Here is a 24,924-nt window from a genome sequence, read left to right as displayed (position 1 = left end):
TTCAGTCCCGTGGGTCGTCCGGATCGAGACCGTGCAACGGGAAGATCGCGTGCCGGACGTCCCGGATCACCGAGTCGACCGGTTCGCTGACGGTGCCGTCCCACGGTTCGAAGCTGACATCCATCTCGTCTGTCATCGTGCGCGGCAGGATCGCGTTCGGCGCGCGACGCTGGACGTTGTTCACCCAGTCGTGCGGAAGGGGCGTCGACGGTTCGACGTCGCGGTCGAGAACCGTCGCGATCAGGTGCGTCCACGACCGGGGCACCACCCGCAGCAACTGGTAACCGCCACCGCCCATGGACAGCCACTTGCCGCCCGCGTACTCGTCGGCCAGTGTCCGCAGTGTCCGATACGTCTGGCGATGACCGTCCACACTGAGATACAGCTCCGCGAGCGGGTCCTCCTCGTGAGTGTCCACACCGCACTGGGTGACCAGGACATCCGGCCGGAATTCCTTGAGCAGCGAGGGAACCACGGCGTGGAACGCACGCTGCCAAGCCGGGTCACGGGTGAACGGCGGCAACGGGATGTTCACCGAGGTGCCTTGCGCGTCCGGGCCGCCGAGTTCAGTCACCCGGCCGGTGCCAGGGAAAAGCGTCATCGGGCTCTGGTGCAAGGAGATCGTCAACACGCGCGGGTCGTTGTAGAACGCCGCCTGCGTCCCGTCGCCGTGGTGCACGTCGACATCGATGTAAGCGACTCGCTCAGCTCCGTTGTCCAGCAACCAGGAAATGGCTACGGCACAGTCGTTGTAGACACAGAACCCGGCTGCGCGGTCGCGCATCGCGTGGTGCAGGCCGCCGGCGATGTTGACGGCACGGTTCGTGGCACCGGACGCGATCTTCTGCGCGGCCAACAGCGTTGCCCCGACCACGAGCGAGGAGGCCTCGTGCATGTTCGAGAACACCGGGTTGTCCGGCGTACCCAGGCCGTGGCCGACATCCCAGCCGACCATCGGGGCTTCTTTGACCGCGGCGATGTATTCCGCATCATGGACTCGTTCGATCTCTTCGTCCGGCGCGAGTTCCGGGCGCAGAAACTCGACGCCGTCCAGAACACCGAGCTGCGTGGCCAACTCGATGGTCAGCTCAAGCCTGACGGGGTTGAACGGATGATCCCCACCCAGGTCGTAACCGAGAAGTGCGGGGTCCCATACGACAGCGGCTGGCGTACCCATGGGACAACACTAGTCTGATCCTCGTGATCCGACGGTTCGTGTGCGGCGTAGCACTCGTCTCGCTGACTGCCGCCTGTACCCAGCCCACGGAAGGGACGCCAGTCGCCGCCGCGCCAGGCGACACGGTGATCACGACGACCGAGGAACCGCCCTATCCCACCACCGAACCGTCGTATCCCACGCACACCACGCGCCCCAGCCTGCCGACGACCACCACGTCGGGTCCGCCGCTCGCCATCGCCAAGCGCAAGACCCTGACCACCGCCCCAGCGTGCGCCACGTTCGTGACACCCACCGACGTCGGTCGCCTCACCGGTACGACCGCCACCGCCGAACCTGAGGACAAAGGCTTCTGCAGCTACACCCTTGACCGGTCCGGCACTCCGGCTGGCGTGGCCATGATCGTGCTGCACGAGTCGCTGGACGCCGAGAACACACAGTCAACGACGTTCGAGGGCAACAGCGCGTTCCGGCTCACCACCATCGACACCACCTGCGACCTGCGTATCGCACTCACCGACGACCAGTCGGTCAAGTTCCGGGTGCTGTGGGTCAGCCTGGTGCTGTCCGGTCCGGCCGAACCGATCTGCACCACCGTCGAGAAGCTCGCACGGCACGTCTTCGGCAAGCTTCCCGGCAACAGCTGAAGTCAGCTTGTTTCGGCGGGCCGCTGCGGATCCGACGACCATTCCGACCACGAACCCGGGTAGAGCACGGCCGGGTGCTCCGGATCGGTCACCCCGGCCACTTCGAGAGCCAGCACCACCGACGAAGCGGTGACGCCCGAACCGCAGTAGGCGCCGACCTCGCTTCCCTGATGCACGCCCAGTGAACGGAACCGGTCCGCCAGTTCGGCCGCGGGCAGCCACCGGCCTTCCTGGTTTATGTGGCCGGCGAATGGCGCGTTCACCGCGCCGGGAATGTGCCCAGGGCGCGGGTCGATCGGTTCCGTCTCGCCCCGATACCGTTCCGGCGCACGGGCATCGAGCAGCACACCGCTCTGGGCGAGGTCCGCCGCGCCATCGGCGTCGACCGTGGGCATCGCTCCCGGCCGGACAACGATGTCACCGCGTTCAGGCTGCGGGATTTCCGTGGTCACCGGGCGGCCTTCCTGTTCCCACGCCGCGTAACCACCGTCGAGGACAGCCACGTCCGAGTGACCCGCCCAGCGCAGCAACCACCAAGCGCGAGCCGCGACGGAGCCGTTGCCACCGTCGTAGACGACCACCGCCGAATCCTCGCGCACGCCCGCGGCACGCAGGACTTCCTGCAGGTCCTCCGGCTTGGGCAACGGATGCCGCCCGCCTTTGCCGGTCTGCTTGTCGTGGGGCGCGGCGAGGTCGGCGTCCAGGTCGAGGAACACCGCGCCGGGCAGGTGTCCGGCCACGTAGGACTCCCGCCCAGGCGGGCCGCCCAGCACCCACCGGACGTCCAGCAGGACGGGCGGCTGGGAATTGTTCAGCGAATCGGCCAGTTCCGAAGTGGAGACAAGTGCGCGCACCTCTCCATCCTGGCCCGCGACAGCCGGTGACGGCCACGTGACGGGCGCCGGAACTGTCGGGGGGTGCGACTACCATAGACGCCGACGAAGGGGTAGCGGCGTGAACGAGCTCATCGACACCACAGAGATGTACCTGCGCACCATCTACGAGCTTGAAGAAGAAGGTGTGGTGCCACTCCGCGCACGGATCGCGGAACGGCTCGGGCAGAGCGGCCCGACAGTGAGCCAGACGGTCGGCCGGATGGAACGCGACGGCCTGCTCGTGGTCGCCGACGATCGTCACCTCGAACTGACCGATCACGGACGTGACCTGGCGATCGCCGTGATGCGCAAGCATCGCCTCGCCGAGCGCCTGCTGGTCGACGTGATCGGCCTGGAATGGGAGCACGTGCACAGCGAGGCATGTCGCTGGGAGCACGTGATGAGCGAGGCGGTCGAGCGCAAGCTGGTCAAGCTGCTCGGCAACCCGACCACTTCGCCGTACGGCAACCCGATCCCCGGCCTGGACAAGCTGGGCGAGGGCGAGCCCGCCCCGCCCGCCGAGGCCGAACTGGTCCGGATCGACGAGGTGGCCCGCCGGGGCGGCGGCAAGGTCGAGATCCGCCGGATCGCCGAGCACGTGCAGATGGACCCCGACCTGATGGCCGAGCTGAGGTCGGTCGGCCTGCTGCCCGGCCAGAGCGTCAACGTGGGCCCGTCCAAGGGTGACGGCAACCTGATCGAGGTCAGCGGCGCGGGCAACTCCGTCCAGCTGGAGCCCTCGGTGCTGCACGCGGTATTGGTGCGGTCCGAGTGAACCAGGCCGCGCGAGCGGCCGAGGCGTTCGAGCGACTGCACGGCCGGTCTCCGGCCGGTGTGTGGTCAGCGCCTGGCCGCGTGAACCTCATCGGCGAGCACACCGACTACAACGACGGCTTCGTGCTGCCCTTCGCCATCCCCCATCGCACCGCCGTCGCCGCATCCCCTCGTGACGACGACACGATCAAGGTGTCCACGCTGCACGACCGCGGCCGTGCCGAGACAGCCGACCCGGTCCGGATTTCCGACCTGGCGCCCGGCACGATCTCCGGCTGGCCCGCGTATCCCTCCGGGGTGGCGTGGGTGCTGCGCCAGCAGGGCATCAGCGCCGGCGCCGACCTGGTGATCGCCGGTGACGTGCCCGCGGGCGCCGGCCTGTCCTCGTCGCATTCGCTCGAATGCGCGACTGCCTTGGCGCTACTGGGTTTGGCCGGTTCGACACAGTCCACTAGCGACATCGCCAAGTGGATCCAACAGGCCGAGAACGATTTCGTCGGCGCCCCAACGGGTCTTCTCGACCAGACGGCGTCGCTGAACTGCACCGAGGCGCACGTGCTGTTCCTCGACGTGCGTTCCGGCGAGGCCGAGCAGGTTCCGTTCGACGCGTCGCGGCACGGCCTTGAGGTGCTCGTCATCGACACTCGTGCGAGCCACTCGCACACCGAGTCCGGCTATGGCGCCCGCCGCCGCGGCTGCGAGCAGGCCGCCGAGATCCTCGGGATCCCAGCCCTGCGTGACGTCTCCCTAGACGAGCTCGACGGTTCGCTGGCCAAGCTCCCCGAGGAGCTGCGCCCGCTCGTCAAGCACGTCGTGACCGAGAACGACCGTGTGCTGCAGACCGTGGCCCTGCTCAAGCAGGACAAGTACGCGGAGATCGGCCCGCTGCTCAGCGCCTCGCACGCCAGCCTGCGTGACGACTACCGCGTGTCGTGCGACGAACTGGACGTGGCGGCGGAGGCGGCTGAAGCCGCCGGTGCCCTGGGTGCCAGGATGATCGGCGGCGGCTTCGGTGGGTCGGCGATCGCGCTGGTTCGTGGCGACGCCCGCGCCGAGGTCGAGGCCGCGGTCACCGAGGCCTTCGCCAAGCGGTCGTTCACCGCGCCACGGATGTTCACGGGGGTGCCCTCAGCGGGTGCCGGGCAAGATCGTTGAAAGGTGGTTCACCAGTGAAGCTGCTCGTCACGGGCGGTGCTGGGTACGTCGGAAGCAACTGCTCCGCACGGCTCGTCGAGGCAGGCCATGAGGTCGTCGTGGTGGACGACCTGTCGACCGGGCACGCGGACGCGGTGCCCGAGGGCTGCCGGCTGATCCAGGCCGACTTCGCCGACGTGGCGAGCACGGTGCTGGGCGAGGGCTTCGACGGTGTGCTGCACTTCGCGGCCAAGTCCCTGGTCGGCGAGTCCATGCAGGATCCGGCGAAGTACTGGCACGGCAACGTGGTGACCACGCTGCGCCTGCTGGACGCCATGCGTGAGCACGGCACCCCACGCCTGGTCTTCTCGTCGACCGCGGCGGTCTACGGCGAGCCGGACGAGGTCCCCATCCCGGAGACCGCGCCAACCCGCCCGACGAACACCTACGGCGCCACCAAGCTGGCCGTCGACCACATGATCACCTCGTACGCCGCGGCCCACGGCCTGGCAGCAGTCAGCCTGCGGTACTTCAACGTCGCAGGCGCCCAAGGCCGCTACGGCGAGCGGCACGCCACCGAGACCCACCTGATCCCGCTGGTGCTGCAGGTCGCGACCGGCCAGCGCGAGCACATCCAGGTCTTCGGCGACGACTGGCCCACCGAGGACGGCACCTGCATCCGCGACTACATCCACGTCACGGACCTCGCGGACGCGCACCTGCTGGCGATCGAGAACGCGACCGCGGGCAAGCACGCGATCTACAACCTGGGCAACGGCACCGGCTTCTCGGTCCTGCAGGTCATCGAAGCCTGCCGGGAAGCCACCGGCCATGAAATCCCCGCCAAGGTCGCCCCCCGCCGCGCCGGTGACCCAGCGGTGCTCGTGGCGTCCAGTGAGCGTGCCCGCACCGAGTTGGGCTGGAAGCCCGAGCGGGCCGACATCGCCACGATCGTGCAGGACGCCTGGGCCTTCACCCAGTCCCGCTAGACACCGTTACCCGAGGCACCCGTGGCACGAGCCACGGGTGCCTCGGCGTTTTCCGGGCCTCGACTGGTCGCATCCAAGATTTTTTCGCGGTGGTGTCGAACGGCGTCGAGCCAGTTCGTAGCCAGGGTGAGACCTGATCCACCGCACTCGAGGAGAGCACCATGACCGCGACCTACACCTTCGACGTCTTCTCCAGCCTCGACGGCTTCGGTTCCCACACCGGCCGGTGGGGCGGCTACTGGGGCAAGCAAGGCCCCGAGCTGCTCGACCGCCGCCTCGCCTTGTACAGCGAGGAGCATCGGATGGTCTTCGGGGCCACCACGTTCCGGGCCACCGTGCAGATGCTGGCCTCAAGCACCGAGGGATCCGACGTGCGTGACCCATGGGTCACCCGGATGAGGAACCTGCCAGCAACGGTTGTGTCGAGCACATTGCAAGAACCGCTCGATTGGCCGGACGCGACCGTCGTCAGCGGCGACGCCGTCGACATCATCGCCCGCCTTAAAGAGGAGTCCGACGTGCCGTTGCGTTCGCACGGCAGCCTGTCGCTGAACCGGGCGCTGATGGCCGCCGGTCTGGTCGACCGTGTCCATGTGACGGTCTTCCCGGTGATCACCGGCCAGACCGGAGTGGACCCGATCTTCAAGGACGCGGCCGATTTCGACCTCGAGCTGATCGAGAGCCGGACGCTCGACGGCCGCACCCAGGAACTCATCTACCGGCCCACGCTGAGGATCTGATCATCGCTCTGCTTCCTGCGGTGGTGAACCCAACCGCCGGGCACGCCAAATCACCCCAAGCGCGGGATCGCTCGTGCGACTAGGTTCGATCCGCTGCACGGTGAAGCCTTCTCGCTCATAGAAGTCGCCCGCACGCTCGTTGCCCACGAAATGCTCGATGTAAAGCCGCTCAGCGCCAGCGGGCAACCGACTGATGAGCGCACGAAGTAACTGAGGACCTAGTCCACGACCGCGATGCTGAGGGTGGACGTAAAGCTTGTAGATCACGTGGTCGTCTCCCCTACGGCCGCGCTGCCCAACCCCAACAAGCTGCCCGTCCACCTCAGCGACGACCACCAAACCCTCAGCCACAGCAGCACCGATGACCGTCTCGTTCCACCACCTGCGAACTTGCTCATCCGCAGCCCGCGCACCAATCAGCGGCTCGTAGTGGCATCGAATGTGCGCGTCGCCGAACCGGCAGATGGCCGCGACATCACCATGTTCTGCATTCCGCAGGACTGCTTCGATTCCCGACGCCATCGCGTGCCCCTCCACGAGTAACCCGAGCTCGGCCCCGTCACACACCAGCATCAACCATCCCCAGCGTGCTCAGCCGGCTGGTGTGGCGCTGGCTACCGCTTGCTGACGGTGTAGGTCAGGTGGGTCACGCGGTTCGAGGCGGCGGTGCGGACCTGGTTCAGCGTCAGGCGGTCGGGGTCCACACGGTCGAACAGGCGGATGCCGGTGCCGAACAGGACGGGCGCGAGCGTCACCGAGAACTCGTCGAGCAGGCCGGTGTCCAGGTACTGCTGGATCGTCTCGGCGCCACCGGCGATGCGGACGTCGCGGTCGCCGGCGGCGTCGCGGGCCTGGTCGAGCGCGCTCTCGATGCCGTCGTTGACGAAATGGAACGTCGTGCCGCCCGGCCGCTCCCATGGGTCACGCTTCTGGTGGGTCACAACGAAGACCGGGGTGTGGAACGGGGCCTCCTCCGGCCATGACTGCTCGCCGAGGTCGAACATCCGCTTGCCCATGACGCTCGCGCCGGTGCGCTCGTACGTCGCCCGGGCGATGTCGTTGTCGACGCCTTCCTCGCCGCCCTCGCCGAGCTTGAGGTTCTCCCGGAACCAGCGCTGCGGGAACGCCCACGCCTGCAGTCGCGCCCACTTCGACATCCAGCGCCTGACGCCCGGGTCATCCCGCTTTTCGGGCGAGAAGGCGTCCTCGACTGGCACGGCCTCGGGTGCCATGAAACCGTCGAGCGACATCGTCACGCTGAAGAACACCTTCCCGGCCATCAGCTTTCCGCTCCCGTCGGGGTGGTCTCGTTCCGGGCGAGTTCGGCGACGTAGGCCGCCAGGTTGCGCAGGGTCTGCTCGCCGCCTTCGACCGCGTGGTATTTCTCCACCGCTTCGTCGCGGAGTTCCTTGGTGGGGAACACCGTGCGCATCACGATCCGGGTCTCGTCACCGACCGGCTCGAAAGCCAGGACCGACTCGAAGGCGTTGGGGTCGTCGTGGGACTCGCCGTGCAGCAGCGCGATCCGCTCCGGCCGGACGATCTCCCGCCAGGTGATCCACTCCTGGTAGTCGGTCCCGTCCGGCCCGTGCATCACGAAGTCCCAGGCCCCGCCGACACGGAACTCGAAGGACCGCGTGGTGGTGGAGAACCCTTCCGGTCCCCACCACCGCGACAGGTGCCGGACCTGCGTGAACGCTTCGAACACCAGCTCCCGTGGTGCACTGATGACCCGGGACATCACGATCTCGCGGTCCGCGGTCGCGTGTTCGGGCTCGCCGCCGCTACTGGTCGTCGCCATCCGGTGATTCCTCCTGTTTCACGTCCTGCACGTACTCGTCCAGCCGGTCGAAGCTGCCGCTCCAGAACCGCTCGAAGCCGCCCAGCCACTGGTGCACCGGCCGCAGCCCGCGGGCGTCCAGGCCGTACAGCCGCTGCTTGCCCGCCTCGCGGACCCGCACCAGCCCGACCTCCCGGAGCACCCGCAGGTGCTTGGACGCCTGCGGCTGGCTCATCCCCAGATTCCGCGCCAGCTCGGTCACCGGCCGCTCGCCGCCCCGCAGCAGGACCAGGATCTCCCGCCGCAGCGGCTCGGCGATCGCGTTGAACGCGTCCGAGGTCGTCGCCGCTCGTGCCATGGCGGCCATCATATGCCTATATCGGAATGCGTCAACGAACCGCCTCACGAGCGGTGCTGACCTGCAGCGACTCCAAGGCAGGTGGAAGACCGGCGGCATGGAACGGGCCACCGCCAGCACTGGGGATCTTCGAGAGGTTCGGCGATCCGCGTGCGCAGAGGAACGGGCGCGGCTAGGTGGACACCTTGGTGTAGTCGCGGGTTAGCCAGTGCTCGGGGCGCATGAGAATGCGGACCATGCGTTCGGTGGAGCCGGGGGTGCTTTCGATGTAAGCGTCGGCACCTTCCGGGCCGAGGTAGCGACTGGCGAGGGCCCAGCGTTGCTCGACGGTGACGGTGTCCTCGATCGCGGTGACCGGACCCTCGGCTGAGACGTACTGGTAGGGAAGCACGGTGCCCTGGACGCACAGGGTGATCCGGCCAGCGCGCCGGATGAGGGCGGTCTTGCGGCCTTCCCGCTCGGTGATCAGGGCGACCTCGCCGCCGGGGCGGTAGTCGTACCAGAGCGGGATGGCCAACGGCGCGCGACCGTCCTCGTCAGCCACGGCCACGACCGCGACGTGCACCTGCGCCAGGAAGTCCTGGCGTTCCTCAACCGTCATCGCCAACGACATGCGGATCACGCTAGCCCACACAACAGCGCAATGCGGCACTCTGATTTGGCTTCACCTTGCGGAATCCGGCTTCCGCGGCGGCAATGCCAGCCAGATGAGCGGGTGGGGACTTGCTGGTGCCGGTGCGGGCTTCGATCGTCACCACGTCCGGCGAGATCGACCCGGACTCCAACGCGACGCGGATGCCGACGACCACGTCCACATGGCGCATCCGCCCCAGCCACCGAGCACGACTTCCCCGGTGCAGCAGGACCTCGATCAGCAGCCGCGTGCCAGCTGGGTCGACATGCTTGGCGCGGGCGGCGGCCCAAAACGCGTGGCGGGTGGCGGTGAACCAGCCCTTCTCCCGCGCCTGGACCAAGACGGCCGCCCCGCACAACGCGCCTGGTTTCCCGACCAGGACTTGGAGACAGTGGTCCGGTGGTCAACCGGGGTGTCGTGCGACCTCGGTCGAACCATGGAATACCACCAGGTTTTCCGCACCAAAGTTCGCGCGGTGGAGAAGTTGTCGTAATGGATCACACCGGCCGGCCCAGCCCAGTTCGATGCACGCCGCGACATGGCCGGCGAAGAACGTCTCCTGTCCCTGCGATGACATCACGCGGCGGATCGCCTTGTCAGAAAAGGACATCCGCATCGTGAACAGGAACTTTTCGTGTCCACGCCACCGTCGAGCCAGGCATAAACTCACAAACGGCATCCAGGATCCAGGAGCAGCGGGACATTCGATCGCTGGATCGAGGCGATGGTTGAGCATTGGCTACTTGTACTGACATAGGGCGTTGCGAACGCTTTGGCGACATGTGGCCGGATGATCTTGGAATGAACGAGGGCCTCCGGGTTCGGGGTGGATTGCGACATCTGCACCGGCGACCCTGGAAGCCCCTCATTCCTCACGCCAACGCACCACTGACCGAGCTGGGCAGGCTGCGCCTGGCCCAGTGTGTCGTCGATGACCGGTGGTCTCTGCGTCAGGCCGCAGACCGATTTCCAGATATCGGTGAGCACCGCGACACGATGAGCCGACCGCTACCGCGCACAGGCCCCCGCGGGAATGAATGACAGGTCCTCACGTCCGCATACCAGCCCGAACCGCACACCCGCACGACGGGAACGCCGGATCATCACAATCCGGCTCGACCACCGAGGGGGACCGGCCCGCATCGCCTACCTCGGCCTCTCCCCGTCCACCGTGCACCGGGTACTGGCCCGCTACCAGCTCGCCCGGCTGCGGCATGTCGACCGGGCCACCGGCCAACCAATCCGCCGCTACGAACATCCCGCACCAGGCGATCTCATCCACCTCGACATCACAAAGCTGGGCAACATCCCCGGACGGCGGCGGCCACACAGTCCACGGCCGCACAGCGGGCCACCGCAACAGCTCCGCACACCGCGACCCGGCCCACCCCCGCAAGGGGCGCCGGCGGGCCAACCTCGGCCACAGCTACCTGCACAACGCCGTGGACGACCACAGCAGGCACGCCTACACCGAGATCCTCACCGACGAGCCCCAGCAGACCGCGGCCGCATACTGGCAACGAACCCAACTGTTCTTCCACGCCAACAGGATCACCGTTCATCACGTGTCCTCACCGACAACGGATCCTGCTACCGCTCACACCTCCGGCGCGACACCCTCGCCACGCAGGTATCACCCACAAACGCACGCGCCCTCGCCGTCCCCAGACCAACGGCAAAGTCGAACGCGTCAACCGCACCCCGCTCGACGAATCGGCCTACACCCGCCCCGACCAGACAGAAACCGAACGACGAGCAGCGCTCCCGCGATGCCTGTACACCGACAATCACCACGGCCACACCGCACTCGCAGGCAAACCACCCGCCAGCCGCGTTCCCAACCTAATAACAGTCGAACGCCCCGAGGCGGCCTACGAAAGCCTATTCCTAACACGACCACCGCAGGTCTTCTGAGAGATCGGCTGCATGGTCCGTCCGGGGGTTCGCTCAACGTGTGTTCCGCCGTCACCTGGCGACGCCTGGGGCCTCGGGCACTGAGCTGAAACCGTGCGATGGCAGGTACGTTGTGGTGGTGGCCCTGCGCGGGACGCCTTGTCCTGACCATGGATCTGGAGTCCTTCATTGAGACCGGTGATCAGCCCCGGCCGGGCCACCGCCACCCTCGTTGCTCAACGATGCCGCTCGTGGTTCGAGCCCGTCCGCGCGGGCATGTTCGGGAGGTTCGGCAGGGAATGGCTGGAGGAAACTCCACATGGCACTCGCCATCACGGACTGGAGACCGAAGCCCATCGAGCCAGGCACCACACTCACAGGAGTGCGACCGGGATCCAGGAGCAGCGGGACATTCGACCGCTGGATCGAGGTGATGGTTGAGCGTCGGCTAGTTGGTCGGGACACCACGTTCGTCGGGAGGTTCGGGAGGTTCGGGAGGGGTTGGTTGGAGGAAGGATTCGGCGATGGCGCTTGCTACGGCGTCGGGCGGTAGACCGAAATCCAATGACGTACGCATCAGATTCGCAAAACTGTGTTCGGGGTCGGCGTGGAGGGCTACGTCGATCGCGACTCCTGCCAGGACGCCGTCGCCACGCAGGAATGCTGTGAGGGCGAGCAGGCAGGCTGGTTGTGCGCGGTAGGGGGCGGGTAGTGCTCGGGTGAGTTCGGTCCAGACTTGTTCGATGGGGTGGCCGATGCTGGTTACTTCGGGGCGGAGGCATCCGTCGCGGACGCGGACGTTGCTGAGTGCTACCGCCAAGTCGACGAGTCGTTCCTCGCTGAGTGTCCATGTTCCCTCCCGTGCTTCTTCGATCAACTCTTCGAGCAGTCGCCTGCCGTGGGCTTCGTCCTGGTTCAGCTTCGCCGCGGCCTCGATGCGTTCGGCCCGTTCCGCGAGCGGGGCACGATCCGTTGGTTCCAGCGTTGTGCGGAGTTCTTCTTTGCTGTCATACGTCACCACTCCCATCGCGGTGGCTGTCGCCGCCAGCGTGCACGAGGTTGGATCGGGGACCAGTCCGTTGCATTCCAGATCCGTGTAGCACCACCATGTGAGGTTCTCTTCGATCGCGGGCACCCAGAACGCGTGGTGCAGGAGCACACCGGACGCGGCGAAGACCGCGCCGATCGCATCGACGAGTTTCTTGTGCGGCAAGGATTCTGGCGGTCTCACCTCGCCTTCGCAGACGACAATCACCGACACGCCACAGGAATTGGCGCGCAGTACGGGGTCTCTGAGTTGTTCGGCCAGTGAGTAGTAGAGGTCAGGCGTCGGTATGTCGGCACGCAGGCACAGTCTCAGCTGCGTGCGGGTCGCGCCCGCATATACACAGATCACCACGGACTCAGCTGGGCGGAAGCCCAGCAGGTAGGGGACGGCGGCGATCAGTTCGCCGGTGTCGCGGATCGCTATTCGGGGGCGGTGCTGTGTTTGCATGCTTTCACTCTGCCGATGGGTGGGGTTTTCGGGCAGATGTCTGGGTTGGGCGCTGTGGACAACCGCTTATTGTGGACAGGTGGGGTTTTGTTGATCTTGGTTAGGCGGCTGGGTGGGGGATCTGGTGTATTCTGCCGCCGGATGGATGTAGGACGTCCTACCTAAGGAGATGCATGCGCTGGCCGCTGGACAGATTCGCCTTCGGCGGGGACTACAACCCCGAGCAGTGGCCCGAAGACGTGTGGGCCGAGGACATCCGGCTGATGCGCCAGGCGGGCGTGTCGATGGTGAGCGTCGGCATCTTCTCGTGGGCCGAGGTGGAGCCGCGGCCGAACGAGTTCGACTTCGGCTGGTTCGACCGCGTGATGGACAATCTGGCGAACGCAGACATCGCGGCCTGCCTCGCGACGATGACGGCCTCTCCCCCGCCCTGGCTGGCCAGGCTGCACCCGGAAACGTTGCCGCAGAAGGCCGACGGCACAAGGCTTTGGCCCGGAGCACGGCAGGCCTACTGCCCGTCCAGCCCGATCTACCGTGACCACGCGGCCAGGCTCGTCGACCAAGTAGCGAGCCGGTACCACGATCATCCAGCGCTTGCCTTATGGCACATCAACAACGAATACGGCTGCCACACTCGCGCCTGCTACTGCGACGTGTCGGCGGAAGATTTCCGTGGCTGGCTGGAAAACCGTTACCAGGACATCACAACCCTCAACGAGGCCTGGTCGACCAAGTTCTGGTCCCAGCGCTACGACAGCTTCGAGGAGATCCTGCCACCCCGCAGCGCCCCGACGTTCGCGAATCCCACGCAGCAGCTGGACTTCGCCCGGTTCTCCTCGGACGCCCTGCTGGAATGCTTCAAGCGGGAAAAGGAAGTCATCCGCCGCCACTCGGACGCCCCGGTCACGACGAACCACGTGCCACTGGCCAAGACCCTGGACCTGTACGCCTGGGGCAAGGAAGTCGACGTGGTCAGCTACGACTCCTACCCGGACCCGTTCGACAAGAAGGCCCATATCCTGGCGGGCCTGAGCTACGACGTGATCCGGTCAACACGCAACGGCCAGCCGTGGATGTTGATGGAGCAAGCGCCGAGTGCGGTGAACTGGCGTGAGTGTAACGCGGTCAAAGCCCCCGGCCAGATGCGCCTGTGGAGCTGGCAGGCGATCGCCCATGGTGCGGACGCGGTCCTGTACTTCCAATGGCGTCAGTCGCAAGGCGGTGCGGAGAAGTTCCACTCCGGCATGGTCCCGCACGCCGGACCGGACAGCCGGACCTTCCGCGAAGTGGCAGCCCTCGGCGCGGAACTCCAGCAATACTCCGAGATCCTCGGCACGCAGCCGGACAACGAGGTGGCGTTGATCCTGGACTGGGACAGCTGGTGGGCCCTGGAACTGGACTCCCATCCGTCCACAGCGCTGACGCAGACGGGCGCGCTACTGAGCCACTACACGCCCTTGTTCGAAGCCAACATCGGCTGCGACGTCGTGCACCCGGACGCCGACCTGAGCAAGTACAAACTCGTCGTGGTCCCGAACCTGTATCTGGTCAAGGACGCGGCGAACCTCACCAACTACGTCCGCTCCGGCGGACACCTGCTGATGTCGTTCTTCTCCGGCATCGTCGACGGCAACGACCGCGTCCACCTCGGCGGCTACCCGGCGCCGTTCCGTGAGATGCTCGGCATCAAGATCCCCGAATTCCGGCCGCTGCAGGACGAGATCACGGTCGAGGTCCTGGGCAGCGCGGCGACCGGAACCCTGTGGTCGGAAGAGATCGAACCGGAGACCGCGGCGGTCAAGGGCAGCTTCGATTTCGGTCCCGCGCTGACCCGCAACGAGTTCGGCAGCGGTGTCGCGTGGTATCTCGGCACGCGCCTCGACGAAGAGGCCATGCGGAGCCTGATGAACGAAGTCACCGCGGGTGCGGCCGTCTCACCGGTCCTTAGTGGACTACCTGAAGGCGTTCAGGCCACGCGCCGCGGTGACTTCGTGATCCTGTTGAACCACACCACCAACGAGGTCGAGGTCAGGAAGGCGTGACCTCGGTGAAGTGCAGCATCGTGCTGGCGTAGTCACCGGCAGGCAGTTCAGGCTCGAACCCGTGGTGCAGCAGCACGGCTCCGTCGTACTCGGCGGAGCCGGTGCTGTACCGGGCAGCGGGGTTCAAAGCCTTGAGGCGGACGGGAAGCTGCGGCAGGCCGAAGTTCACCGTCGGCCGCCACAACAGCACGACGACCTCATCGCCCAGGACGTACTGCACGCCCGTGATAGGCCCGGCGGACAGTTGGTGCTGTACGCCGTGCTGCACGACGTGCCGGATTTCCTTGTACTGCGCCAACAATTCCTTGGCTTCGGCGAGGTCGGAAGAAGACCAGTTCAGCAGGTTGCCGCCGATGCCGAGGACTCCGGCCATCGCCACGTGAAACCGGAAAGCCAGAGGCACCACCCGGCCGGTGAACGGGTTCGGGCTGTCGGTCACCCACGCGGACATCGTGCGTGCCGGGTAGACCAGGCTGTAGCCGCGCTGAATGTCGATGCGCTGCGAGGCGTCCGTGTTGTCGGAGATCCAGGCTTGGTCGGTCCGGGCGAGCATGCCGAGGTCGATCCGGCCGCCGCCACCCGAGCAGGCTTCGATGCGCAGGCCGGGGTGGTCGGCGCGCAACCGGTCGATGATCGCGTAGACGTGCCGGACGTGGTCGAGCCACAGCCTGTCCTGGTCTGCTTCCGCCGGCCAGCCCGCTTCGCTGAAGGAGCGGTTCATGTCCCACTTCAGGAAGTCGATCTCGTGCTGGCCGACCAGCTGGTCCAGCCATTTGTGGGCCCACTCCGCGACATCCGTCCGCGCGAAGTTCAGCACGAGCTGGTTGCGCATGGTCGTGCGCGTCCGGTTCGGCATGTGCATCACCCATTCCGGGTGCTGGCGGTACAGCTCGCTGTCCGGGTTGACCATTTCCGGCTCGACCCACAGGCCGAACCGCATGCCCAGCCGATGCACCTCGGCGATCAGCGGATTCAGGCCACCGGGGAACCGGGAGAGGTTCACGGTCCAGTCGCCGAGCCCAGCAGCGTCGTGCGTACGGCCACCGAACCAGCCGTCGTCCATCACGAACAGTTCGCAGCCCAGTTCGGCCGCCCGTGCGGCGAGGTTCTTCTGGTTGGTGACGTTGACGTCGAACTCCGTCGCTTCCCAGGAGTTGTAGACGATCGGCCGAGTCTCATCAGCGTGCGGCAACACGTGGTCACGCACATAGGCATGCCAACGCCGGGACGCGGCCTCAAGCCCGTCAGCGGTGTAAAGCCCTGCGAACACAGGCGTTTCCCACTCTTCGCCCGGGTTCAGCCGCCAGGAAAGGCCTTCGTGCCCGAAGCCGCCGGTGAAGCTGGTCTGCCCGTTGGCCGTGTGGCGCAAGGTGATCCGCCATGAACCGCTCCACGCGAGCGCACCGCTCCACACCTCGTCACCAGCATGAACGAAAAGGAACGGGTTCGCCTGGTGGCTGGACGTCCCACGACGGCTCGTGAACACAGTTTCGCCATACGGCACAGGCGTTTGCTGCGTCCGGAACTCGCTGGCCCAGCCGCCGATGGTGTGCGTGACCTGATACCCGGAGCGGTACGGCAGGAACCACGACGCGGAATCGGTACGCAGCAACGTGATCGGGTCGTCCGTACCCGTGTGCCGCAGGGTCGTCCAGCGCTCGATCACGTCGGTGCCCGCACCGATCCAGTAGTGCAGCACCACTTCCAGCGGATAGTGCCGGTCGGTGAAGCGGATCGCCAGGTGGCCGTCGTCAACGGTGTAGTCCACGTACTTCCACTCGAAAGCACGGGTCCCGTCGGAGAACTTCACCTGCAGGGACGGCGCGTCGAACCGGGATCCGCCTTCGACCAGGAGCTCTTCGTCGGTGAGCCCGTCGACGCTGCTGATCTTCGACAGCACCGGGACCTTGATCGACGCGGCCTGCCCGATGGTCAGCGCCGGGCCCCAGTAGACGTGCTTGGGCACGTCCGAGTCGTCCAGCCGCAGCGCGTACGACGTGGTCGCCGTAGTCAGCAGCCAGAGTCGCTGGTCGGCGTCGAAGATCACCTCAGCCATGCGGCGGACCTCGCGTTTCCTGCCTGGAAGGACTTAGTTTCTTGACGAAGTTAATTTATGAAACCTACGCTACCGAAGCATGACGCCACGACGCCAGAGCGGGCGGGCGCCGGTCACCAGTCCGGCGGCGGCCACCGTGTTCACCACGGTCCTCACCCAGGGCCCGGTGTCGCGGGTGGACGTGGCTCGCCGCACGGGCCTGTCCTCGGCGGCGGTCACCAAGGCGTCCCGGCCCCTGATCGAGGCCGGATACCTGGTCGAGATGGACTCGGCGCAAGGCGGTGTCGGACGCCCGGCCAGCCCGCTGGACCTGCGTACCGATCGCGAGTTCTTCCTCGGCGTCAAGATCACCGACCGGGAACTGATCGGAGTGGTCACGGATCTGCGGTCGCAGATCCTGGTCACGAAGTTCCACCAGCTGCCGTCCAGGAAAGTCGACGCGGTGGTGGACGGTGTCTCGGAAATGGTCACCGAGCTGCTCGCCGAGTCCAAGGCGTACAAGCAGCGCACGCATTGTGTCGGCGTCACCGTCGCGGGCGACGTCGACCGGGAGTCCGGCTTTGTCCGGTACTCCCCTTTCCTGCACTGGCGAGACGTCCCGCTGGCCGGCCTGCTCGCCGAAAAGATCAACACCGGCAAGACCGACCTGGAGATCACGGTCGACAACGACGTCAAGGCGATCACCGTGGCCGAACGCTGGTTCGGCAACGGCGTCGGCGCCGACTCGTTCGCCCTGGTCACGCTGGGCACCGGGATCGGATGCGGGCTCGTGGTCAACGGCGGCGTGGTGACCGGGTCGCACGGTGTCGCGGGCGAGATCGGGCACATCCCGGTCTTCGGCGACGGCCCGTTGTGCCACTGCGGCGCGACCGGATGCGTCGAAGCGATCGCCTCGACCGACGCGATCGTGGCGCAAGCCAGGACAGCGACCGGCGAGCCTGGGCTGACCATGGAAGAGGTCATCACGGGCGCCCGGCTCGGCGACGCCGCCTTGCGGCGAGTGTTCGCCAGGGCGGGTGTCGCGATCGGCCGTGGCCTGGCCTCGATGGCGAACTTGGTCGGCCCGGAACGGATCATCGTGTCCGGTGAAGGGCTGGACGCGTACGACCTGTTCGCCGACGAGATCCGGGAAACCTTCGCCACGCAGGCGTTCGGCGCCGCAGCGCACTGCGAACTCATTCTCCGCCCGCTGCCGTTCGAGGAGTGGGCACGTGGCGCGGCGGCCATTGCCGTGCAGACGCTGTTCATCTCTTAGAGAAAGTCGGGCGCCTCAATGAAGAGACGTGTTGTAGCCGGTTTATCGCTGCTGTTGCTGGCCGGCTTGGTCAGCCCGGCCGAAGCGAGTTCGACGGCCTCGTTCGGCCAAGGCAACCTGAGAGTCGTCTACCAGACGAGCAAGGGCACCGCCGACGTCTACTGGCGTGGTGCCAAGCGGATCAAGGACTTCACCAGCGAGGTGCAGCTCGGCGATCGCACGATTTCCACAAAGGACTATCGCAACGCCTGCCGGTACCGCGCGAACGAAGTCACCTGTCAGCGCTACGGCCTGCCGACGTTCAAGCAGAAGTTCACGTTCGACGGACCCGACCACTTCTTCGTCCAGGTCGAGCTGTCGTCCGGCACGACACTGACCACGAACAAGATCAGCCCGATCGTGGTCGACTCCCCCGGCGGCGTGGACATCGGTACGAATGGTGACCGCCGGATGCTGCTGGTCCCGGTCGACAACGACGCGTGGGTCCGCTACGAGTCCAAGCCCATCAACGACGTCACGCCGAAGCAGCGCAGCTTCGAGGTGACCACGGTCTTCGACGACACCAGCAGGCGCGGGTTCGTGTTCGGCTCGATCGACCACGACACCTGGAAGTCCGGCATCACCGCGCAGGGCCGTCGTGGCAAGCTCGACCGGCTCGAAGTCACCGCCGGTCTGACGGACTACCAGTACGACTACGGCACGGCCGACAACAAGTACCAGCACCACCGCGATTCCCTGCCACACCGCCCGATCTCCGGCACGACCGTGACGTCGCCACGGATGATGGTCGGCTACTTCGACGACTGGCGCACCGGCATGGAGACTTTCGGCCGCGCGAACGCCAAGGTCACCGGGACCCGCACGTGGAACAAGGGCACACCGTTCGGCTACAACTCGTGGGGCGGACTGGGCTCGACCGTCGCCAACCCCGCGCTGATGAACGAGACCAGCGACTTCATCGCCCAGAAACTGCCCGAGTTCAAGGGCGAGACGAAGCCCTACGTGGGCATCGACTCGTACTGGGACGCCATGCTGGACCCGCAGTGGCAGTTCGAAAGCCCGGGCACCAGCTGGAAGAAGGTCGAGGACTACGTCGCGCACGTGCAGGCCAACGGCCAGGAGCCCGCGCTGTACTTCCAGCCGTTCACCAACTTCTGGAAGGAAGGCATCGACAACCAGATCGGCGGGACCGCGCTGTGCGACGGCTGTCCGAACCAGACGTTGCGGCAGATGGCGTTGAAGGCCAACGGTGAGCCGATCATGCTCAACGGCGGCTGGGCGTTGGACCCGACGAACCCTGGCGTGCTCAACCGTTCCCGGTTGGCGTTGACGAAGTTCCGTGAGCTCGGCGTGCGTTACGTGAAGATGGACTTCTTCACGCACGGCATGCTGGAGTCCGACAGCTGGTACGACCCGGCAGTCCACACCGGACTTCAGGCGTTCCACAAGGGGATGAAGAAGGTCGTCGACTGGGCCGGTCCGGACACCTTCATCGACCTGGCGATCTCGCCGCTGTTCATGGGCCAGTACGGCAACGCCCGGCGGATCTCGTGCGACGTGCACGGCTCGATGAACAACTGGCACGAGGAAAAGCCGGACCTGTACCAGAAGAGCACCGAGAACCTGCTCAACTCGGTGACCTACGGCTGGTGGCTGGACGAGGTCTACGAGTACAACGACGGCGACCACATCCAGTTCGGCAACTACTACTACGACAAGGACAACAAGGCGCTGCTGTTCGACGGCACGAACCCGGCGCAGCCGCGGATCTGGCCGGAGAACTACAACCGCGCCAGGGTCACCTCGGCCGTGATCACGGGTGTCTACCTGATCAGCGACGACTACAGCGCCAAGGGTGACCCGGAGCTCAAGCGCCGCGCCGAGAAGTTCTTGAACAACCCGCGGATCAACGCGATCGCCAAGATCGGCCGGACGTTCCGCCCGGTCGAAGGGGACACCGGCTTCAAGGCCAACAACATGTACGTGTCGCACAACGGCAACGACACGTACTTGGCCGTGTTCAACTTCGACAAGTCGGGTCCACGCAAGTTCCAGATCGACCCGGAGCGAATCGGTCTGCAGAACCGCAACACCTTCACGGAGTTGTGGTCCGGCAACACGTTCAGTTCCCGAGGCCGCACCGAGATCACCGTGCCGAGCGAGGACGCGGTCATCTTCAAGATCAACTCGTAGGGAAGGGCCAATGCTGAGAAGACCACTCACCTACCTGCTCGGTGCGGCGCTCGCGCTCACCGTCACGGTTCCCGCATCGGCGTCACCAGAGGCCGACAGCGGCTACGGCCGTGACAAGCTGGCTGCCTTGCCGTACATGGGTTGGAGCAGCTGGAGCATGCAGTCCAGCAAGTACCCCGGGCTCAACCCGAAGGGCGACTACAGCTGGCTGAGCGAGGCCAACGTCATCAAGCAGACCGACGCCGTCGCCTCGAAGCTCAAGCGCTACGGCTACGAGTACATCAACATGGATGCCGGTTGGTGGGCCGACTGGGCCTGGAACTTCGGCTACGACGAGTACGGCCGCCCCACGCCGAACAAGGAGCGGTTCCCGCGTGGCATGAAGTGGATGGCCGACTACATCCACGAAAAGGGCCTCAAGGCGGGTATCTACATCCCGGTCGGGCTGGCCAAGGGTGTCGTGGACAACGGTGACTTCCCGGTCAAGGACGCACCCGGCTGCAGCACCCACGACCTGGTCTACCCGGACAAGCGGACGACCAACGGCTGGGACAGCTCGTACAAGATCGACTTCTCGAACCCGTGCTCGCAGAAGTACATCGACTCCATCGCGACCATGTTCGCCGACTGGGGCTACGACTTCCTGAAGATCGACGGTGTCGGCCCCGGCTCGTGGAAGAGCGGCCCGCAGTACGACAACCGCGACGAGATCGCCGCGTACCGCAAGGCGTTCGACAAGACCGGCCGCAAGGTGCACATCGAGATCTCGTGGTCGATCGACATCAACTACATCGAGGATTGGAAGTCCTCCTCGAACGGCTGGCGGATCGACACCGACGTCGAGTGCTACTGCTCGACCCTGGTGACGTGGGAGAGCTCGGTCAACGACCGGTGGAAGGACCTGCCGCCGTGGATCCAGCACTCCGGCCCGGGCGGCTGGCACGACCTGGACACGCTCAACGTCGGCAACGGTGAGATGGACGGCCTGACCGTCGACGAGCGCTACAGCTACATGACGTTCTGGGCGATCACCGCGTCCCCGCTGTACGTCGGCGACGATGTGACCAAACTGGACGATCTGGGTGTGAAGCTGCTGACCAACCGCGAGGTGCTCGCGCTCAACCAGCAGGGCCGCCCGGCCAAGCCGGTCGACCCGAACACCGACCAGCCGGTCTGGTGGGCACGCAACAAGGACGGCTCGTACACCGTCGCGTTGTTCAACCTCGGTTCCGAGGCCAAGACCGTCCGGGCGAACTGGCAGGACTTCGGTTTTGACGGCCGCAAGCACGTGCGTGACGTGTGGGCGGACAAGTACCTCGGCAAGCACCGCGACGGATTCGAAGCCACGATCCCGCCGCACGGCACCAAACTGCTGAAGGTCTGGTAACCGGAAAAGCTACGCCGGTATGCGCTGCTTGCCTGCGCGCGCATACCGGCGTTCTCGTACTCTCGGCCCAGTGATCGAAAGGGACCTGAACCTGCCGAACGGGCAGGTTCTGCACATCTACGACACTGGCCCGGCAGACCTGACGGTGTTCTGGCACCACGGCACACCGAATCTCGGGACACCTCCCCCACCACTCGCCAACACCCGCGGCATCCGCTGGGTGTCATACGACCGACCGGCCTACGGCACGTCCACACCCGTACCTGGCAGAACTGTCGGCTCTGCGGCAGGATTGGTCAGCGCGGTCGCTGACTCCTTGGGCATCAAGGAGTTCGCCGTCATGGGTCACTCCGGTGGTGGCTCGCATGCGGTCGCCTGTGGCGCCCTGCTGGGAGACCGGGTGATCGCCGTCGCCGCGATGGCCACAGTCGCTCCTTTTGACGCCGAAGGACTCGACTGGTTCGGCGGGATGCACAGTGCCGCCTCGCTCCGAGCCGCGACAGCCGGGCGGGAGGCGAAGGAAAGACATGAGGCGTCGGCCGAATTCGATCCCGAGGTTTTCACCGCCGCGGACCACCACGCACTGTCAGGTTCGCAGTCGTGGCTCAACGATGTTGTCGGCCCGGCGGTCGCAGCGGGGCCGGATGGGCTGATCGACGACGACATTGCCTATGTCACGCCGTGGGGCTGTGATCCTGCGCGGATAACAGCCCCGACGCTTTTGCTCCACGGCGACGAGGACCGGATGATCCCCGTGAGTCATAGCGTGTGGTTGGCCGCCCAATGCCCGACGGCCGAACTACGGCGCAGTCCAGGAGACGGTCACATTTCCGTGCTCAACCGCTCCGCCGAAGCACTCGACTGGATCATTCGGCTTCGTGACTGGTGACCAGCAGCGCGGTGGCGTTGTCCTTGCCGCCGAGCACCATCGCGGTCTCCACCAAAGTGGACACACGGGACAGTGTGGTCGTGCCCTGCTCGGCCAGCACGGCCTGGATCGTCTCCGGGGAAACGACCTTGTGCACGCCGTCGCTGGACAGCAGCAGGCTCTTGAAGTCGGTCACGGTCGCCCGGCCGATGCGCTCCTCGGAGGTCGTCCGCAGTGAGTTCGTCACCACGTGCTCCATCCGAGGCGTAGGCACCGAGTCGTGCAGCCGGAAGTACTCGGCCATGGTCTGGTCGGACGTCACCTGCTCCAGCGAGACGCCGTCCCACGTGTACGCCCGTGCGTCTCCGACCCACGCGACCTGATAGCCGTCGGCGTACGGCATCGCGACCACAAGCACCGCGTCGGAGCCCGTGTTCAGGGCTTCCAGCGCGCGCTGAGCCGCCAGTACCGCTTCGACGGGACCCGCAGCCGTGGGCGTGCGGGCCGCTACGCCTGAGGCGACCCTGGCGGCCTCACCCGCCCAAATCGAGTCGCCGATTCCGTCGGCGAGAGCGAAGACCACGCTCTCGCCGTCCCTGGACGCGCCGACCGCGTCCGCGTTGAACTGCCTACCGCCCTGACGGCTGGCGGTGTCCCAGCTGATCACCTCGTTGCGCAGCATGTCGCGCCCCTCCACCTCTGCCAAGCGGCCCCCGACAGCCGCGTACTGTCAGGGTCCCTTGGTCAGCTGAACATCAGCTGAGCGCGAGGCATGCCCGCCACTGAGAACATCAACGCGGCGAAGATTTACAACGCTTCCCGCAGCGCCTTCTTCCCACCGACAATCGGCAGGTCAAGGCTGGTTTCGTCGACGTCGAGGGAGATCCCGGCGCCTGGTTTGGGCCGCAGGGTGTAATCGAAGTCACTCGACAACAGCACGAACTCGATCTTGTGACCGGCCGCGAAGACGTAGTCCTTGGGCTCGAACTCGACCTCGACGGAGTACTCGCGCCCCGGCGTGACCGGGATGGTCAGCCAGGGGCTGAGCCGGTTCTGCGGGTCGGTCCAGCCCCGGGTGACGATCTTGCTGGTGCCGTCGGGTGCCCGGTCGACCAGCAGCGCGGTGATGTTCGCCGCCGGACGGCTGAACGAGGCCCGCAGGTCCACCTTGCCCCGGCCGGACAACCGGACGTCCTTCTTGGTCGTGCCCGTCGAGTACGACAGGCGGTGCGGCGAGCTGGCCGCGTTGACGAGCGTCTCAGCGGTCTTGGTCGCGTCGTCGGTCAGCGACTCCACGCCCTGGCGGTGGGTCGGTGAGGTGCCCAGAGTGCCTCGGGCCGTGCCACCGGCGCCGAGGTACAGCGAGGCATCAGCGGTGCCCGGCGCGGGCCATTCGGCTTCCTCGATCCAGGACTTGTCCTCACGCTGGATGGTCGCACGCGGTTCGCGTTCCACGCCGTTCTGCTGCTTGTACAGGTAGCGCGTGAACCAGCGGTTCAGCGCGACCAGCCACTCTTCGCGGCGGATGTTGTACGGGTCCGCGTGCGCACCCTGGTGCCACCAGATCTTGTGCGGCACACCGACCTTCTTGATCGCCTCGTACCACTGCTCGGCGTGCAGGTCCTTGACGTTCCAGTCGCTCAGCCCGTGCACGACCAGGGTCGCTGCGCGGACGTTGTGCACGTCCTTGAGGTAGTTGCGCTCGTGCCAGAACGCGCTGTAGTCACCGGTGATCCGGTCCTGCTTCTGCCGGATCTCCTCGATGATCGGCTTGCAGATCTCCTTGTCGGCACGGGTGTAGACGTACTCGGCGAGCACGTCGAGGTCCTCGCCTTGGAACGTGCCCGGCGCGACGACGGCCCCGTCCTGGCGGTAGTAGTCGTACCAGCTGGAGATCGCGGCGATCGGCACGATCGCGTCCAGGCCACGGACACCGGTCGTGGCGACGGCGTTCGGCAGCGTTCCGTTGTAGGAAACGCCCATCATGCCGACGCTTCCGGTGGTCCACTTGGCGTTGACCGCGGTTCCGTTGGCGTCGCGTGCCTTGGCCCTGCCGTTCAACCAGTCCACAACGGACTTCGCGCCGATGGTCTCGTTGCGGCCGCCGGAGGTCGGGCAGCCGGTCGATTGACCACTGCCCAACGACTCCGCGTACACCACCGCGAACCCACGCGCGGTGAAGTACTGCTCGTAACGCCATGTGATGGCCGGGTTCGGGCCGACGGCCGCGGCAACGCGTTCGTCACCGGCTGTGCCGTTGCGGTGGTGCCCCGGCCATGTCGGCGAATGCAGTTCGACGTCCACGTTGTGGTTCGCGACGTCGTTACCGCCCGCGTAGTACGGGGATGCCTGGTAGACAACCGGAACCTTCAGACCCTGTTCGGTGGCCCTGGGTCTGACCACCTCGACGTGTACTAGGTCGTCTTTGCCATCACGGTCGCTGTCGACCGGCGCGGTCACCCATACGTTGTCGCGGACGATGTCGGCTGGGTCGAACACCGGCTGTGCTTGACCGTCCTTGAAAACAGGTCCCTGCGCCGCTTGCGCGGACGCAGGGATTACAGGCAGTGCTACGGCAACCGCTGCCAGCACGCTGAGTACGCGCCGCACGACAACCCCCAAAGAGA

The 24,924-nt window shown here is 66.2% G+C and carries 23 protein-coding genes and 1 pseudogene; 11 read left to right on the top strand and 13 right to left on the bottom strand.

Annotated elements, in window-relative coordinates:
• Position 1: 1 nt before the first annotated feature.
• A complete protein-coding gene (locus tag B9C43_RS39605) occupies positions 2 to 1,177 on the bottom strand; it encodes an acetoin utilization protein AcuC (RefSeq protein WP_033391422.1) in 1,176 nt (391 codons plus the stop codon).
• 23 nt (positions 1,178 to 1,200) lie between these two features.
• Between B9C43_RS39605 and B9C43_RS39600 the strand changes: the two genes are divergently transcribed.
• Positions 1,201 to 1,824: a hypothetical protein gene (locus B9C43_RS39600; RefSeq protein WP_143446915.1), complete on the top strand. Its 624-nt coding sequence runs from the start codon at positions 1,201 to 1,203 to the stop codon at positions 1,822 to 1,824.
• A gap of 2 nt (positions 1,825 to 1,826) precedes the next feature.
• On the opposite strand, the gene B9C43_RS39595 is transcribed toward B9C43_RS39600, so the two are convergent.
• On the bottom strand, positions 1,827 to 2,678 hold the full coding sequence (locus B9C43_RS39595) for a sulfurtransferase (protein ID WP_084432476.1): 852 nt from the start codon (positions 2,676 to 2,678) through the stop codon (positions 1,827 to 1,829).
• 100 nt (positions 2,679 to 2,778) lie between these two features.
• Between B9C43_RS39595 and B9C43_RS39590 the strand changes: the two genes are divergently transcribed.
• The 4 genes from B9C43_RS39590 to B9C43_RS39575 all read left to right on the top strand — a co-directional run bounded on the left by B9C43_RS39590 (position 2,779) and on the right by B9C43_RS39575 (position 6,336).
• Positions 2,779 to 3,474, top strand: coding sequence for an iron-dependent transcriptional repressor DtxR (locus B9C43_RS39590; protein ID WP_033391425.1), 696 nt, complete (start codon positions 2,779 to 2,781; stop codon positions 3,472 to 3,474).
• A complete protein-coding gene (gene galK / locus B9C43_RS39585) occupies positions 3,471 to 4,628 on the top strand; it encodes a galactokinase (RefSeq protein WP_084432474.1) in 1,158 nt (385 codons plus the stop codon). Before B9C43_RS39590 ends, galK begins: the two co-directional genes overlap by 4 nt.
• A 14-nt stretch (positions 4,629 to 4,642) precedes the next feature.
• Positions 4,643 to 5,596: a UDP-glucose 4-epimerase GalE gene (gene galE, locus B9C43_RS39580; protein ID WP_084432472.1), complete on the top strand. Its 954-nt coding sequence runs from the start codon at positions 4,643 to 4,645 to the stop codon at positions 5,594 to 5,596.
• A 161-nt stretch (positions 5,597 to 5,757) separates the two neighbouring features.
• Positions 5,758 to 6,336 (top strand): dihydrofolate reductase family protein, encoded by a 579-nt coding sequence (locus B9C43_RS39575; protein ID WP_084432468.1) that lies wholly within the window; start codon positions 5,758 to 5,760, stop codon positions 6,334 to 6,336.
• Here B9C43_RS39575 and B9C43_RS39570 read toward each other — a convergent pair whose 3' ends face one another.
• From B9C43_RS39570 to B9C43_RS56020, 7 genes are all read right to left on the bottom strand, one after another.
• Positions 6,337 to 6,858, bottom strand: coding sequence for a GNAT family N-acetyltransferase (locus B9C43_RS39570; protein WP_084432785.1), 522 nt, complete (start codon positions 6,856 to 6,858; stop codon positions 6,337 to 6,339).
• A gap of 92 nt (positions 6,859 to 6,950) precedes the next feature.
• A complete protein-coding gene (locus B9C43_RS39565; RefSeq protein WP_084432465.1) occupies positions 6,951 to 7,616 on the bottom strand; it encodes a dihydrofolate reductase family protein in 666 nt (221 codons plus the stop codon).
• On the bottom strand, positions 7,616 to 8,137 hold the full coding sequence (locus tag B9C43_RS39560) for an SRPBCC family protein (RefSeq protein ID WP_084432462.1): 522 nt from the start codon (positions 8,135 to 8,137) through the stop codon (positions 7,616 to 7,618). Before B9C43_RS39560 ends, B9C43_RS39565 begins: the two co-directional genes overlap by 1 nt.
• The gene (locus B9C43_RS39555) at positions 8,121 to 8,474 is read right to left on the bottom strand and encodes an ArsR/SmtB family transcription factor (RefSeq protein WP_084432784.1); all 354 of its coding nucleotides are present in this window, start codon (positions 8,472 to 8,474) and stop codon (positions 8,121 to 8,123) included. The genes B9C43_RS39560 and B9C43_RS39555 overlap by 17 nt, the downstream gene beginning before the upstream one ends.
• 172 nt (positions 8,475 to 8,646) lie before the next feature.
• Positions 8,647 to 9,087 carry a pyridoxamine 5'-phosphate oxidase family protein gene (locus B9C43_RS39550; RefSeq protein ID WP_084432783.1) on the bottom strand — a complete coding sequence of 147 codons (441 nt, stop codon included), beginning with the start codon at positions 9,085 to 9,087 and terminating at the stop codon, positions 8,647 to 8,649.
• A 10-nt stretch (positions 9,088 to 9,097) separates the two neighbouring features.
• Positions 9,098 to 9,448 (bottom strand): hypothetical protein, encoded by a 351-nt coding sequence (locus tag B9C43_RS56025; protein WP_143446914.1) that lies wholly within the window; start codon positions 9,446 to 9,448, stop codon positions 9,098 to 9,100.
• A gap of 63 nt (positions 9,449 to 9,511) precedes the next feature.
• Positions 9,512 to 9,844, bottom strand: a complete 333-nt coding sequence (locus B9C43_RS56020; RefSeq protein ID WP_143446913.1) for a hypothetical protein — start codon at positions 9,842 to 9,844, stop codon at positions 9,512 to 9,514.
• Positions 9,845 to 9,975: 131 nt separating this feature from the next.
• On the opposite strand from B9C43_RS56020, the pseudogene B9C43_RS39535 reads away from it, so the two are divergent.
• Positions 9,976 to 11,022: pseudogene (locus tag B9C43_RS39535) on the top strand (IS481 family transposase).
• A gap of 427 nt (positions 11,023 to 11,449) precedes the next feature.
• On the opposite strand, the gene B9C43_RS39530 reads toward B9C43_RS39535, so the two are convergent.
• Positions 11,450 to 12,496, bottom strand: coding sequence for a DUF4192 domain-containing protein (locus B9C43_RS39530; protein WP_033384776.1), 1,047 nt, complete (start codon positions 12,494 to 12,496; stop codon positions 11,450 to 11,452).
• A gap of 173 nt (positions 12,497 to 12,669) precedes the next feature.
• Here B9C43_RS39530 and B9C43_RS39525 point away from each other — a divergent pair, with 173 nt between their 5' ends.
• Positions 12,670 to 14,538 carry a beta-galactosidase gene (locus B9C43_RS39525; RefSeq protein WP_084432453.1) on the top strand — a complete coding sequence of 623 codons (1,869 nt, stop codon included), beginning with the start codon at positions 12,670 to 12,672 and terminating at the stop codon, positions 14,536 to 14,538.
• Here the strand turns inward: B9C43_RS39525 and B9C43_RS39520 are convergent.
• On the bottom strand, positions 14,525 to 16,594 hold the full coding sequence (locus B9C43_RS39520) for an alpha-galactosidase (protein WP_084432450.1): 2,070 nt from the start codon (positions 16,592 to 16,594) through the stop codon (positions 14,525 to 14,527). The genes B9C43_RS39525 and B9C43_RS39520 overlap by 14 nt on opposite strands.
• A gap of 79 nt (positions 16,595 to 16,673) precedes the next feature.
• Here B9C43_RS39520 and B9C43_RS39515 point away from each other — a divergent pair, with 79 nt between their 5' ends.
• From B9C43_RS39515 to B9C43_RS39500, 4 genes are all read left to right on the top strand, one after another.
• The gene (locus tag B9C43_RS39515) at positions 16,674 to 17,849 is read left to right on the top strand and encodes an ROK family transcriptional regulator (RefSeq protein WP_235039112.1); all 1,176 of its coding nucleotides are present in this window, start codon (positions 16,674 to 16,676) and stop codon (positions 17,847 to 17,849) included.
• Positions 17,850 to 17,867: 18 nt separating this feature from the next.
• The gene (locus B9C43_RS39510; RefSeq protein WP_143446912.1) at positions 17,868 to 20,042 is read left to right on the top strand and encodes an alpha-galactosidase; all 2,175 of its coding nucleotides are present in this window, start codon (positions 17,868 to 17,870) and stop codon (positions 20,040 to 20,042) included.
• Positions 20,043 to 20,052: 10 nt separating this feature from the next.
• Positions 20,053 to 21,429, top strand: a complete 1,377-nt coding sequence (locus B9C43_RS39505; RefSeq protein WP_084432443.1) for a glycoside hydrolase family 27 protein — start codon at positions 20,053 to 20,055, stop codon at positions 21,427 to 21,429.
• A 70-nt stretch (positions 21,430 to 21,499) separates the two neighbouring features.
• A complete protein-coding gene (locus B9C43_RS39500; RefSeq protein ID WP_235039111.1) occupies positions 21,500 to 22,318 on the top strand; it encodes an alpha/beta fold hydrolase in 819 nt (272 codons plus the stop codon).
• On the opposite strand, the gene B9C43_RS39495 is transcribed toward B9C43_RS39500, so the two are convergent.
• Both B9C43_RS39495 and B9C43_RS39490 read right to left on the bottom strand, forming a co-directional pair.
• A complete protein-coding gene (locus B9C43_RS39495; RefSeq protein WP_033384781.1) occupies positions 22,296 to 22,979 on the bottom strand; it encodes a PP2C family protein-serine/threonine phosphatase in 684 nt (227 codons plus the stop codon). The genes B9C43_RS39500 and B9C43_RS39495 overlap by 23 nt on opposite strands.
• A gap of 125 nt (positions 22,980 to 23,104) precedes the next feature.
• Positions 23,105 to 24,907 carry a Xaa-Pro dipeptidyl-peptidase gene (locus tag B9C43_RS39490; protein ID WP_235039110.1) on the bottom strand — a complete coding sequence of 601 codons (1,803 nt, stop codon included), beginning with the start codon at positions 24,905 to 24,907 and terminating at the stop codon, positions 23,105 to 23,107.
• Positions 24,908 to 24,924: the final 17 nt, after the last annotated feature.

The organism is Kibdelosporangium aridum (genome assembly GCF_900176515.1).
GTDB classification, from domain to species: Bacteria; Actinomycetota; Actinomycetes; order Mycobacteriales; family Pseudonocardiaceae; genus Kibdelosporangium; species Kibdelosporangium aridum.
This window is presented reverse-complemented; position numbering and strand designations above follow the sequence as displayed.